This is a genomic window from Flavobacterium sp. F52, assembly GCF_000278705.1.
In the GTDB taxonomy this organism is placed as follows: domain Bacteria; phylum Bacteroidota; class Bacteroidia; order Flavobacteriales; family Flavobacteriaceae; genus Flavobacterium; species Flavobacterium anhuiense.
On the sequence record NZ_AKZQ01000027.1, the window covers coordinates 69,671 to 83,727 of the forward strand.

The window sequence follows — 14,057 nt, forward strand, 5'->3', positions numbered from 1 at the left end:
AAAATGTCTATGGTTGAGCATGTTAATAAATTCATAATTTTGAAATTCGAAGTAAAATTAAAAACTTAACTAACATTCAAAAACTCAAAACTAATTTAAACAAAAAGTATGAAAACAATTTACAAAAAGTTGTTATTTTTATTCCTATTGTTGCCTTTTACAGTGTTGGCTCAGAACACTTTAAATGGTACGGTAACTGATCATACCACAGGTCAGCCAATACCGGGAGTAAATGTAAATGTTCAAGGTGCTGCAGGAGGTACCTCTACTGATTTTGATGGTAAATTTCAATTGCCTAATCTGAAAAATGGAGACAAAATTTTAGTTTCATTTATCGGATACAAAACAGAGACTATTGTATTTAATGGTCAAAAAAACTTAGCTGTTTCTTTAAGCGAAGATACAAATCAATTACAAGAAGTTGTTGTACAAGTAGGTTATGGTACTGTTAAGAAAAAAGATGCTACGGGTTCTGTTTCTCAAATTTCAGCAAAAGAATTTAACAAAGGTATTAACGTAACTCCAGAAAGTTTAATTGGTGGTCGTATTGCTGGTGTGAATGTTGTTGGAGGTGGAGCACCTGGAGCAAAAGCAGATATTAGAATTCGTGGAGGATCTTCATTAAGTGCTTCTAATGATCCATTGATTATTTTGGACGGACTTCCATTAAGTAATGCTGTGCCAAGTGGTGCTACAAGTATTTTATCTACGATTGATCCAAATGATATTGAATCTTTTACAGTATTAAAAGATGCTTCTGCGGCAGCTATTTATGGTTCTCGTGCGGCAAATGGTGTAATTGTAATTACAACTAAAAAAGGGACTAAAGGTGGTGTAAAAGTAAACTTCAGTTCTCAAGTTGGTATTAATACAGTTGCTAATACAGTTGATGTTTTAAGTGCAGATCAATTTCGTGCTTTCGTAAATGAAAAAGGAAGCGATGCTCAAAAAGCATTAATGGGAGCTGCAAGCACAAACTGGCAAGATGAAATTTTCCATACAGCTCTTACAACAAACAATAATATCTCTGTAAGCGGTGCTTTATTTGATAAATTACCAGTACGTTTATCTGTTGGAAATGTTGATAACCCAGGAATCTTAAGAAATACTTCTTTTGAAAGAACTACGACATCGATATCGTTAAATCCAGTTTTATTTGACAATCACTTAAAAATTGATATTAGCGGAAACTTATCTTTCAGTAAAAATCAATTTCAGGACGAAGACGCAGTTATTGGTTCTGCAATCAGTTTTGATCCAACTCAATCTCCTTACCAAGCAGGTTCTCGTTATGGAGGATATTTTGAATGGTTGGAGCCAAACGGAAATTTAGCATTATTACCTGCTAAAAATCCTGTTGCGAGATTAAATCAAGAAGATAAAAGATCTAAATCTACAAGAAAATGGGGTAATATTAGCGTTGACTATAAATTCCACTTTTTCGAAGATTTAAGAGTTGTTGCTGAAGCTGGTATTGACAGATTTGACAGTAGCGGATACAACAGACAAAGTACAGAAAGTGCTTTAGGATATCAGCCAAACCCTTTTAGTTCAGGAACTTGGGTGAATTTAGGTAACTATGATACTTATACTGATGACCTTCAAAACAAAAACTTAAATACCTATTTTGTTTATAGTAAAAATATAGGAAAACTTAAATTGGATGCTACTGCTGGTTATAACTACCAATTGTTCCAAAAAGAAAAATATCAATCAGGAGCACTTACACAGCCTGCAGCTACAAGAAATGAGGATGTTATTACGGATCCAGACATCAATTTGCAATCGTATTTTGGTCGTGTGAATTTAGGTTGGGACAGTAAATATTTATTGACTTTAAACTATAGAAGAGACGGAACTTCACGTTTTTCTGAAGAAAACAGATGGGGTAACTTTATGGGAGGTGCTTTTGCATGGAATATTGCTGAAGAGTCTTTCTTAAAAGATAATGAAACGCTTTCTAGCTTAAAATTGAGAGTTGGTTATGGAACTACAGGTCAGCAAGATATTTCTGCTCAGTACGATTATTTAAGAAGAGTTACTTTAGGTACTGTTAATACTCAGTATGTATTTAATGGTGTTGTTTACAGAACAGCTAGACCAGAAGGATATAATCAAAATATCAAATGGGAAGAATTAGCTGAAATGAATATTGGGGTTGATTTCGGATTCTTAAATGATAGAATTACAGGTACTCTTAACTATTTTGATAAGAAATCATCTGACTTATTAGCTGATGTATTGGTTCCAGATGGAGCTAACTTAAGAAACCAAGGATTTAATAATATTGGTGATTTAAGAACAAAAGGAGTTGAGTTTAGCCTTCAATCTGATATCATTAAAAAAGATAATTTAACTTGGAATGTTGCTGTTAATGCTACATACTTAGATCAAAAAATTGAAAGTTTAGGTCAAACTGTTGAAGGTTTCCAAGGTTATGAGGTAGGAGATAACATTAAAGGTGGAAATGGAAACAAAGTTTTAATTAACACAGTTGGATCGGCTCCAAACTCATTCTTTGTTTACGAACAATTATATGATGCTAACAAAAAACCAATCGCTGGGGCTTATGTAGACAGAAACGGAGATGGTAAAATTGATGCTAACGATCGTTACAGATATAACAAACCAACTGCAGATTATACATTTGGTTTATTCTCAACTTTAAACTACAAAAAGTTTGATTTTACAATGAACTGGAGAGCAAGTTTAGGAAATTACATTTTTGATAATGTAAATTCTAATATGGGTTATTCTGATGCTGCTTTAAGAAGACAAACTGACTTATCAAACGTGAGCTCAGATTACTTAAATACTGGATTTGTTTTTGAAGATAATGGAACACAACGTTACTTATCAGACTATTATGTAAAAGATGCTTCTTTTATCAAATTAGATAACGTAACTCTAGGATATACTTTAGATAAATCTTTATTAAAAGATGTTTCTTTAAGATTCTCAGCTGGTGTTCAGAATGTTTTTGTACTTACAAAATATGATGGATTGGATCCGGAGAAATTCAACGGAATTGATGGTAACGTTTACCCAAGAGCAAGAACATTCTTGTTTGGAGTAAATGCAAGTTTCTAATAGTACATTGAAAAACAAAATTTAAAACATACAAAATGAAAATATCATTTAAATATATATCTTATTTTTTCCTATTTATTTTAGGAATGAGTATGACGCTTACTTCGTGTACTGACGATTTAAACGTGACACCAAAAGATGATGATGAATTTTTATCGGAAACTTTTTTCGAAGACCCATCATCTTACAAACAAGTTTTAGCAAAATTATATGCAGGTTTATATGTTGGAGGTAATGACGGTGATGCTTCTCCAGATATTTCTGGTTTAGGGGGAGATTTCAGCAGTTACTTGCGTTTGCTTTTTGTAACTCAGGAATTGCCTACAGATGAAGCAGTTATTGCTTGGGCGGATGGTACTTTGCCAACATTAAATACTCAGACATGGTCTCCTAATAATGAGTTTTTATACGGAACCTATTCTAGAGCATCTTATCATATCAGTTTGGCAAATGAGTTTTTAAGACAAACTACAGATGAGAAATTAAATTCAAGAGGTGTTGATGCTAATTTGAAAGCTGAAATTGCAACTTTTAGAGCAGAGGCTCGTTTCTTAAGAGCGTATTCTTATGTAAACTTAATGGATTTGTTTGGTAATGTGCCAATTACTACAGAAGCAGATCCAGTTGGATTCTTTTATCCGGTACAAAAATCAAGAGCAGAAGTTTTTGCTTTCGTAGAGTCTGAATTAAAAGATTTAGATAACAGTCTGCCAAATGCTAGAACTAATGAATATGGTAGAGTTGATAAGGTAGCGGCTAAATTTTTATTAGCTCAAATCTATTTAAACTCTAAAGTATACACAGGAACTGAAAGAAATAATGAAGTAGCAACTTTATGTAGTGAAATCATTAATTCAGGATATAGTTTTGCAAATGTTCCTTATGCTTATTTATTCTCTGCTGATAATAATACAAATGGTGCTCAGACTGAGTTTATTTTCCCAATCATTAGTGACGGAACTGCAATTAGAGCAACTGGTGGAGGAATGAGTTTCATTATTCACGCTGCTATTGGAGGAAGTATTGATGCTGCGTCAAGAGGAATGGACGGTGGTTGGTTTGGTACGAGAACTCGTAAAGAGTTTGTTGCTCTTTTCCCTGATGCAACAGCTACAGGAGATAAAAGAGGTACATTTCATACTGATGGACAAGCTTTAGATATTACTAATATCTCAACATTTACAGATGGTTATGCTGTAACTAAATACATTAACAAAAAAGCTGATGGTTCACCAGCTCAAAGAACTGATATTCCTGATACTGATTTCCCTGTATTTAGAATTTCAGATGCTTATTTAATGTATGCAGAAGCTGTTGTGCGTGGTGCAACTACAGGTAATTTAGCGACTGCTGTTGGTTATGTAAATCAAATTAGAACAAGAGCAGAAGCAACTCCAATATCAAGTGCAAATTTAACTCTAGATTTTATCCTAGCAGAAAGAGGAAGAGAGTTATTCTGGGAGTGCCACAGAAGAACAGACTTGATTCGTTTTGGAAAATTTACAGGAGGAAGCAAAATTTGGCAATGGAAAGGTGGTGTAATGAATGGAGTAGCAACAGACTCATACAGAGATTTAATGCCTATTCCTGCTAAAACTATTCAAGCTAATCCTACACTGAAGCAAAATCCAGGATACTAATATCTAATAGAACTGTAAAATGAAAAATATATATAAAATTTTAATCGCATTTATTGGTGTGTTAGCAGTGTCTTGTAATGCTGACGCTGTAGACGAAAGACCAATTCTTAATGTTGTTGCAGCTCCAGAAATTACAGCACCAACAACAGGACAAAATTATGTTCTGGACGTTGAAAAAGCATCAGACGAGGTGGCTAAATTTACTTGGTCGGCTGCAGAGTATTCAACAGATGTAGCAATAAAATATACTTTACTGATAGACAAGAAAGGGGGAGATTTTAAAAGTGCAAAAACATTGCAAACCACTACAAATAGTATTACAGAGGTTTCTGTACTAGCGAAAGAATTAAATCAAGCAGCAATTGATTTAGGAGGAAAGCCAGAAGTAGCGGCAGAGTATGATGTAAAAATTACCTCTAATGTATCAGGATCGTTTACTCAGGTTTCAAAAGGTTTGATTTCAATTACTGTAACTCCTTATGTAGGAAAAGTAGAGTATAATTTTGTTGATTGGTACTTAGTTGGTGATGCAACCGTTTCTGGCTGGGACAATAATAAAGGAAATCAGATCTTGTTCAGAAGCGCTAAAAATGCTAATGAATATGTATTCACAGGATACTTTAAAAAAGGATATTTTAAAGCTATTCAAAACCTAGGAAGCTGGGCTCCAATGTATGGAGGCAAAGACGGTTCTCTAGTTTACAGAGCAACAGACGGAGATCAAGATCCTCCAAGTATTGAAATCCCTGCTGAAGGCTATTATAAATTTAAAATGGATGTTCAAAAGTTAGCTTATACTTTAGAACCATACGCAGCAGGAGCTACAGCGCCAACATATAGTACAGTAGGTATTATTGGAGATTCAACTGCTAAAGGCTGGGATGCATCAACACCAATGGTGAAATCAACTTTTAATGCTCATATCTGGACACTTGGAGTGACATCTTTAAATGATGGAGGAATGAAATTCAGAGCAAATGATGCGTGGGATGTTTCATGGGGAGGAACTACTGCCTTTTCAGGTGGAGGTACTGGAGATAATATTCCAGTTGCAAAATCTAAATATGTTATTTATTTCAATGACTTAGACGGAAGTTATCTAATGATTCCTAATCAATAAAAACTTCAGTTAATAACTGAAAAAGGGCTATCTCCAGATAGCCCTTTTTTAATCTAACTAACCACACAAAACCACGAGATTATGAGAAAAATTTTACTATCAATATTTTTATTGATGGCAGTAACCGTTTTTGCCCAGCCTCAAACAGTTACTTATTCAATAAATCCCTCCACTTTTGAAGAAACAACTTCGATTACTATTTCAATCGCGGGTGCAAGCATTAATGAAGGCACTTGGAGCGTTACAGGCAATGCTTTATATCTTTGGTCATGGTCGTATGATGTAAATGATACTAATCAATCGGATAGTCCGTCCAACGGGACTTGGACTTCATCCAACGAAGCAAGTAAATTTACCTATAACGCAGGAACTGATACTTATACCAAAACAATTACACCTGCTACATATTTTGCAAGAAACGGAATAGGACGAATTGGCTTTTTGGTTAAAGCGAAAGATGGAACAGGAGATAAAAAATCGCAAGATATTTTGGTTGAAGTCGGATCTTTCCAAGTTACTTTGACTTCTCCGGTTGAGAATAGCACTTCGATCATCAATTCTGGCTCAAATTTTACTATTAGTGCAACAAACACAGGAGGAGCAGGTAGTTATACTTTAAAAGCTAACGGAACAACGATTAATACAAACGCCAGCACTTCAAGTTATTCCTATACACATACCAATATTACAGGAAATCAGAGTTACGAATTAATTGCAACTCAAGGAGCGACTACAGTTTCTAAGAAATTTGCAGTAGTTGTAAATCCAAATACTGTTTCTGAGGCGATGCCCGCAGGTTTGGTTGACGGGATTAATTACAATGCTTCAGACGCTACTAAAGCGACTTTGGTCTTAGATGCGCCTTTAAAAGATTTTGTATATGTGGCTGGAAGTTTTAACAATTGGCAGCCCACATCAGCTTATGCCATGAAAAAAGATCCATCTTCGGGAAAATTTTGGTTGGAAATAACTGGCTTGGTTTCGGGGCAAAACAATATGTATCAATATTGGGTTGTCGATACAACGCCACTTGCGAATTCGCCAGCAATGGTGAAAACAGCAGATCCGTATTCTACTTTAGTGCTATCTCCTTACGATGATCCTTCAATTCCTGCTTCAAAATATCCAAATATGCCAGTTTATCCGACAGGACAAAATTTTGAGGTTACAGTCTTAAAAACAGGACAGACTCCTTACAATTGGCAGGTAACAAATTTTGAAAAACCAGCAAAAGAGAAATTAGTAGTCTATGAGGTTTTGGTTCGCGATTTTGATGCATCAAGAAGTTATCAAAGCTTAATTGATCGAATAGATTATTTTAAAAATCTAAAAATTAATGCCATCGAATTAATGCCGGTAATGGAATTTGAAGGAAATGAAAGTTGGGGTTATAATACTTCATTTCATATGGCTTTAGATAAGTTTTACGGAACGTCAGATAAATTAAAAGAGTTTATTGATTTGTGCCATCAAAACGGAATTGCTGTAATCCTCGACGTAGCTTTAAATCATGCTTTTGGAAGAAATCCGATGGTAAGAATGTGGATGAATGATCCTGATGGAGATGGTTTTGGTTCGCCAACTGCAGAAAATCCATATTTCAATACAGTAGCAAAACATAGTTATAACGTTGGTGAAGATTTTAATCATCAATCTTTAAAAACACAGTATTATGTAAATCGTGTTATCAAACAATGGATTGAAGAATATAAAATTGATGGTTTCCGTTGGGATTTAACCAAAGGATTTACGCAATCATGTACGTCAAGCGATAATGCTTGTACCGATTCGTACCAACAAGATCGTGTAGATATTCTGAAAAAATATGCTGATTTTTCTTGGGCAATAGATCCAACGCATTATACTATTTTTGAGCACTTAGGCTCTGATACTGAAGAACAGCAATGGGCAAATTACAGAGTAACAGAAACACCAAGCAAGGGTGTGATGATGTGGGGAAAAATGACAAAAGAGTATAATCAATTGTCTATGGGATATGTTTCTGAAAGTAATATTTTTAGAATGAATAGTGCAAACCGCGGCTTCGCAGCAAACCGCTTGATGGGTTATGCAGAAAGTCATGATGAAGAACGTTTGATGTATAAAAATGTGCAGTATGGTGCTTCAAACGGAAGCTATAATGTAAAAACATTAAATACGGCATTGTCTAGAATGTCTGCTATTGGAGCAGTTTCTTTGCTGATTCCTGGTCCAAAAATGATCTGGCATTTTGGAGAACTGGGAATGGACGATTCTATTTTTAGCTGTAATAACGGAACTGTAAATGACGAATCGTCTGCGACTCCGGGAGATTGTAAATTGGATACAAAACCACAGCCACAATGGACAGAAAATTGGTTGGGCGATGCTAATCGAAACAAGATTTACAACGATTGGGCTAAGATGATTACCCTTAAAAAAACAGAACCAGTATTTTTAGGAACAGCAACAATGGCCAACGCGACTACTTTACTAGTAAATATCAAAATTACAAACAGCAATTTGACTTCTGCTCAACTTAAAGATGTTGTGATTTTGGCCAATTTTGATACAACAGCACAAAATATGATTCCAGGATTTCAATATACTGGAGCGTGGTACAACTTAATGGATAATTCAACGATTAACGTTACCGATGTAAACGCTCCAATAAGTTTGGCTCCGGGAGAATATAGAATTTATGGTAATAAACAGGCAAATCTGGCAATAGAAGATTTTGAAAAAGGAAATCAAGTAAGTCTGTATCCAAATCCTGTTGCCGATTATTTTACTTTAGGGTTTAAAGCCTCAAAAGTAGATATCTATTCTATTACAGGGCAATTAGTAAAAACATTTAATACAAACGGAAATACAGAATATCAATTCTCAGTCAGTAGTTTAGCTTCTGGGTTGTATCTCGTAAAGACGTTTGATGAGAATAATAAAGTTCGCGTTGTGAAGTTTATTAAAAATTAGGTTTGGTTAGTAATGAAAAAGGGCTGTCTAGAAATGGACAGCCTTTTTTGCTTAAAGTAGTTTTTTGTAATATAAATATGTTTTTCGAGGTGATTAAATAAGTCGATGGAGTTCTATGATTTAACCGCAATTGTTTTTATTTATTTTTTCTTTTTAGGATCATTATACTCTCCAATTAAAGAATAATATCCAAATGTTCCTAAGCCCATAACAATAAGCGGCGTCAGTATAAATAGAATAATTGCACCAAATACCAAATCGTCTTGTTGGTCTGAAAGAAGTTTAGGCAAACCAAATTCAAATACACAAAAATAGGCAGCCGCCGCAGCCAAAGCAATCCATAACGCCCCTAAAACTTGTTTAATCGCATTCATTTTTTTTTAAATTTTAAAGGTGAGTAATTTTGTTTTTGTTTTCAATATAAATCATTCCAATAACAAAGCAGATTCCAGCAATAATTATAGGATACCATAATCCGTCCAAATAAAAATCGGCTTTGCCTGCTGTTTTGGCGTGTGATACAAAGTAAGTTGATATGGCAGGAAGCAATCCGCCAAAAATTCCATTTCCAACATGATAAGGAAGTGACATAGAAGTATATCTGATTTTAGTTGGAAACATTTCGACTAAAAATGCCGCAATCGGACCGTAAACCATGGTTACAAATAATACTTGAATAAAAACTAGGAAAGTCAATGTCCATTTATCGCTTGAATTGATTACTATTGATACGTTAGTTTGAGTGTCTTTTTTGTCCAGATACGTTTTTTTCTCCACAACGGATGTTCCGTCTGTGTATTTTTTTTCCGTAATTGTAATAGAGCTTCCGTTAGTCTTGTTTTCAGTTGTAATTCTTGGAGTTTCAAGAATCTCCGTTTTCTTGCTTACATCCGTTGTGTCATACATCATCTTATAAATTGGTCTATAAGAAAAAATAGCCAGCAGCATTCCCAGCATCATAATGTATTTGCGTCCGACTTTATCGCTTAACCATCCAAAAACAATAAAAAATGGAGTTCCAATTAAAAGCGCAATTCCTAATAATTCATCAACTTGCGAAGAATCAATATTCATCACCGTTTTCATGAAACTCATTGCATAGAATTGTCCAGTGTACCAAACAACGCCTTGTCCCATTGTGGCTCCAAATAATGCCAAAAGAACAAATTTTAAATTGTAGCGGTTTCCAAAACTTTCTTTCAACGGATTTGTACTTGTTGTTCCCTCTTTTTTAGCTTTCGAGAAAACGGGAGATTCATCCATGTTTTTTCTAATCAAGTAAGAAACTCCAACCATAGCAATCGAAACCCAGAAAGGAACGCGCCATCCCCATAAATCAAAGGCTTCTGCAGAAATCACACTTTTCGTAGCTAGAATAACCATTAGGGAAATAAATAAACCAACGGTTGCAGTAGTTTGAATCCAAGAAGTCCAGTATCCTTTTTCTCCCGAGGGTGCATGTTCGGCAACATAAGTGGCAGCGCCGCCATATTCGCCTCCAAGAGCAAGACCTTGAAGCAGACGTAAAATCAGAACCAATAAAGGGGCGAGAAAGCCAATTGTTTCATAACTTGGAATACATCCTATTAAAAAGGTTGAACCGCCCATTAATAATAAGGTAGCCATAAAAGTATATTTTCGTCCAATAATATCTCCAAGCCTTCCAAAGAATAAAGCTCCAAATGGACGAACTACAAATCCGGCAGCAAACGTGGCTAAAGTAGATAGAAACGCTGCGGTTGGATTATCGCTAGGGAAAAATTTTGTTGAAATAACGACAGCCAAACTGCCAAAAATGTAAAAATCGTACCATTCAATCATGGTGCCCATAGAAGAGGCCGAAATTACTTTCCAAATGCCCTTAGTAGAAGTTTTAGTCATAAAAACTGCTTTGAGATCTTATTAATGAATGAAATATAAAAATACAGTTTTACGAATATATAAGATTATTTTTTATTCGGTCAATACTTTTTTAACAAAAACTATTTATTTGTTGACAATTGATTTCGAAGTGAAAAAGGATTTAACCGCAAAGAGCGCAAAGATTTACGCAAAGGTTCACAAAGTTTTTTGAATTGGCTCCGGCTTTAGCTGGAGTTTACATACATCGATCGGAATGACTTTAGCCAAAATGCCTGATTTGAAATTTGAAGAGGTTTTTAACCGCAAAGACACAAAGAAAAGCGCAAAAGGTTCGCAAAGTTTTAAATCAAACTTTTGCGAACCTTTTGCGTAAGCCCTAGCGTTCTTTGCGGTTAAAAAAACAGAAAAGTATAAAAAACAAAAAACCCGAATATTTCTATTCGGGTTTTGTGGTACCTCCAGGGATCGAACCAGGGACACATGGATTTTCAGTCCATTGCTCTACCATCTGAGCTAAGGTACCGTGCTTGTTGCGGGTGCAAATATATAATCATTTTTGGTTTGTGCAAAACATTTTTTAGAAAAAATCAATTCGTATCTTCGCAAAAGCAAAAAAGAAAATATGATTTTAACGGTTGATGTCGGAAACACCAGAATTAAAGCGTCTGTCTTTGAGGATAATACTGCTCTCGAAAATTTTGTTTTTGAAAAAAACGAACTCGAAAAAAAAATTGAAAAAATTTTAGAAAAATATCCAAAATGCTCCGATTTGGTCGTTGCTTCAGTCGGAAGTATCGAAAAACAATCATTTTTGTCCTTCGAAAATAGACTTAAAGTTCATTTTTTTACTCACGAAGATGTTTTTCCGTTTCACAATAAATATGCAACTCCAAAAACTTTGGGAATAGACCGAATGATTTTGGCAGCAGGGGCGACATTGCAATTTCCAAAACAAAACCGTTTGGTTATAGACGCAGGAACTTGCATTACTTACGATTTTATCGACGAAAATGATAATTATTTGGGAGGAGCCATTTCTCCAGGACTTCGTTTGCGATATGAATCACTGCATAATTTTACTGCTAGGCTGCCGTTATTAAGCTTAGAAGCTCCCGATTCTTATATAGGAAACTCTACCGCGCAAGCCATACATTCTGGCGTTGTGAATGGTTTCGTCTATGAGATTGACGGTTTTATCGATGAATATCGCAAAGAGTTTTCAAATTTTATCATAATTTTAACGGGAGGCGATGCAGATTTTTTGGCTAAACGATTAAAAAATACCATATTTGCCAATTCAAATTTCCTTCTGGAGAGTTTGAGCCAAACATATCAATATAAAATCGACAATGATTAAAAAAGTAATACTAAGCGCTTGTTTGCTTATATCGTTCGTTTCATTCGCTCAACAAGGTACTGCTTCACCTTATTCTTTTTTCGGAATAGGAGATGTGAGATTCAAGGGAACTCTTGAAAACAGATCTATGGCAGGAGTTGCAGTAGAGCAAGATACGATTCACTTAAATTTAGAAAATCCAGCAAGTTATGCCAGCTTAATTCAAACAACTTTTACAGTTGGAGGAACATTTGCGACTTCAAATTTAAAAACAACTTCTGCATCAGAAAAAGCACAGCGTTCTACTTTTGATTATTTGGCATTAGGAATTCCAATGGGAAAATTTGGTGCTTCATTCGGTTTGATACCAGTAACTTCAGTAGGATATAAAATTCGTAACGATAATTCTGCAACAGAAGGGGCAACAAGTTCACAGCTTGACGGAAAAGGTGGTGTAAATAAGGTATATTTTGGTTTATCATATAAAATAATGAAAGACTGGAATATTGGGGTAGATGCACAGTATAATTTTGGAAAAATTACCACAACAAGCGTTGAAGCAATTACAGGGGTACAAAACGGAACAGCAGAGGTAAATACTTCTGAGCTTTCGGGTACAGCATTTAGTTTTGGAACGATGTATCAGAAAAAAATATACAAAAAGGTTAGTATGTTTTCTAGTTTAAGTTACACTTTCTCAAGCAACCTGAATTCAGATAATACCAGAGTTATTTCGGTTCAAGGAGATCCAGATCCTTATGTGGTTCCAACAGAGTCAACAAAATTAAAACTGCCAAATAAATTAAGTATTGGATTAGGAGTTGGTGAGGCTAGAAAATGGCTTGTGGGAGCAAATATGACTTTTCAAGGAGACGGACAGTTGGCAAATTATTACAATGCAGCTGAAAACGTAAGATACGAAAGCTACTCTAAATATGCTCTTGGAGGATACTATCTTCCAAATTACTCTTCTTTTACAAGTTATATGAGCAGAATTACCTATAGAGCAGGTTTGAAATATGAAAAAATTGGTTTGATTGTAAATAATGAATCAATTAAAGATATCGGAATGTCATTGGGAGCAGGAATTCCAATTCCGGGATCATTTTCAAATGTAAACTTAGGAATTGAATTTGGTAAACGCGGTACAACTTCTGCAGATTTAGTGCAAGAGAATTACGTTAATTTCAGTGTGAGTTTCTCTTTCAACGACAAATGGTTCGTGAAGAGCAAATACCAATAATCAAAACATATTATCTTTTAGAAGCTCATTACAATTTACTACATTTGGCAAATGAATTTACCAAAAAGATATAGTCTAGTAGCTGTCACAGTTTTTGCTGTGACACTATTTTTTGGATGCGAAAGTAATTTTAAAGAAGTTCAGAAAATTAACTTCTCAGAATTTGTTCCTGCCAGCGATGCCGATACTGTAAATATTAAATATACAGATTCTGGACGCATTACAGGCGTTTTGATAAGTCCGAAAATGCTAGATTATTCAAATCTTGATTTTCCTTTTACAGAATTTCCTAAAGGGATTGATGTTACCTTATACGATAAAAAGCAGAAACGTACCTTTATAAGAGGAAATTATGCAGTTTCGTATAAAAATACAGGAATCATTGATCTGATAGGAAAAGTAAAAATCACTTCAGAAGCTGGACAGGTTTTAGAAACAGAACAATTGTATTTCGACCAGAAAAACGAATGGTTTTACACGGAAAGAAAATTTAAATTGACCGATACAAAAGGAGTTTCCCATGGTCAGGGAATAGATTTTAGCAAAGATTTTAAAGTGATTAATTCGCAACGAATAAGTGGTGAAATTGAATCAAACGAAGAATTATAATATTATGGGTTACTTAAAATATACACAATATGTTTACATCCTTTTTGCAGTTTTCTTTACTTATGATGGTATCGTAAAACTAAATGAGGGTGATGAGAGCTATCCTTTATATTTTGTGATTGCAGGGATGGCTGTTTTTATGTTTTTCTTTAGAAGAAGATTTCTTAACAGGCATAACGACAGAAACAAAAAACAATAAAA

General features: G+C 34.7%; 10 protein-coding genes and 1 tRNA gene. 8 read left to right on the top strand and 3 right to left on the bottom strand.

Annotation, left to right across the window (positions count from 1 at the left end; genetic code table 11):
- Positions 1-108 precede the first annotated feature (108 nt).
- The 4 genes from FF52_RS13920 (at position 109) to FF52_RS13935 (ending at position 8,805) form a co-directional block, all read left to right on the top strand.
- Positions 109-3,090 carry a SusC/RagA family TonB-linked outer membrane protein gene (locus FF52_RS13920; RefSeq protein ID WP_008466450.1) on the top strand — a complete coding sequence of 994 codons (2,982 nt, stop codon included), beginning with the start codon at positions 109-111 and terminating at the stop codon, positions 3,088-3,090.
- Between the two features lie 35 nt (positions 3,091-3,125).
- A complete protein-coding gene (locus tag FF52_RS13925) occupies positions 3,126-4,730 on the top strand; it encodes a RagB/SusD family nutrient uptake outer membrane protein (protein WP_008466452.1) in 1,605 nt (534 codons plus the stop codon).
- Positions 4,731-4,749: 19 nt separating this feature from the next.
- Positions 4,750-5,850, top strand: coding sequence for a SusE domain-containing protein (locus tag FF52_RS13930; protein WP_008466454.1), 1,101 nt, complete (start codon positions 4,750-4,752; stop codon positions 5,848-5,850).
- 81 nt (positions 5,851-5,931) lie between these two features.
- Entirely contained in the window at positions 5,932-8,805 is a 2,874-nt protein-coding gene (locus FF52_RS13935; RefSeq protein ID WP_008466456.1) for an alpha-amylase family glycosyl hydrolase, read from the top strand.
- Positions 8,806-8,945: 140 nt separating this feature from the next.
- On the opposite strand, the gene FF52_RS13940 is transcribed toward FF52_RS13935, so the two are convergent.
- The 3 genes from FF52_RS13940 to FF52_RS13950 all read right to left on the bottom strand — a co-directional run bounded on the left by FF52_RS13940 (position 8,946) and on the right by FF52_RS13950 (position 11,191).
- Positions 8,946-9,179, bottom strand: a complete 234-nt coding sequence (locus FF52_RS13940; RefSeq protein WP_008466457.1) for a DUF6814 family protein — start codon at positions 9,177-9,179, stop codon at positions 8,946-8,948.
- A gap of 13 nt (positions 9,180-9,192) precedes the next feature.
- Positions 9,193-10,686: an MFS transporter gene (locus FF52_RS13945; RefSeq protein WP_008466459.1), complete on the bottom strand. Its 1,494-nt coding sequence runs from the start codon at positions 10,684-10,686 to the stop codon at positions 9,193-9,195.
- A gap of 432 nt (positions 10,687-11,118) precedes the next feature.
- Positions 11,119-11,191: transfer RNA gene (locus FF52_RS13950), tRNA-Phe, on the bottom strand.
- A 99-nt stretch (positions 11,192-11,290) separates the two neighbouring features.
- Here FF52_RS13950 and FF52_RS13955 point away from each other — a divergent pair.
- The 4 genes from FF52_RS13955 to FF52_RS13970 are packed head-to-tail and all read left to right on the top strand — an operon-like array spanning position 11,291 to position 14,055.
- Complete coding sequence (locus FF52_RS13955) at positions 11,291-12,025, top strand: type III pantothenate kinase (protein WP_035691631.1); 735 nt, start codon at positions 11,291-11,293, stop codon at positions 12,023-12,025.
- Positions 12,018-13,247, top strand: coding sequence for a membrane protein (locus FF52_RS13960; protein WP_008466463.1), 1,230 nt, complete (start codon positions 12,018-12,020; stop codon positions 13,245-13,247). Before FF52_RS13955 ends, FF52_RS13960 begins: the two co-directional genes overlap by 8 nt.
- Positions 13,248-13,298: 51 nt before the next feature.
- The gene (gene lptC / locus FF52_RS13965) at positions 13,299-13,856 is read left to right on the top strand and encodes an LPS export ABC transporter periplasmic protein LptC (RefSeq protein ID WP_008466465.1); all 558 of its coding nucleotides are present in this window, start codon (positions 13,299-13,301) and stop codon (positions 13,854-13,856) included.
- A 4-nt stretch (positions 13,857-13,860) separates the two neighbouring features.
- Positions 13,861-14,055, top strand: a complete 195-nt coding sequence (locus FF52_RS13970) for a hypothetical protein (protein WP_008466468.1) — start codon at positions 13,861-13,863, stop codon at positions 14,053-14,055.
- Positions 14,056-14,057 lie beyond the last annotated feature (2 nt).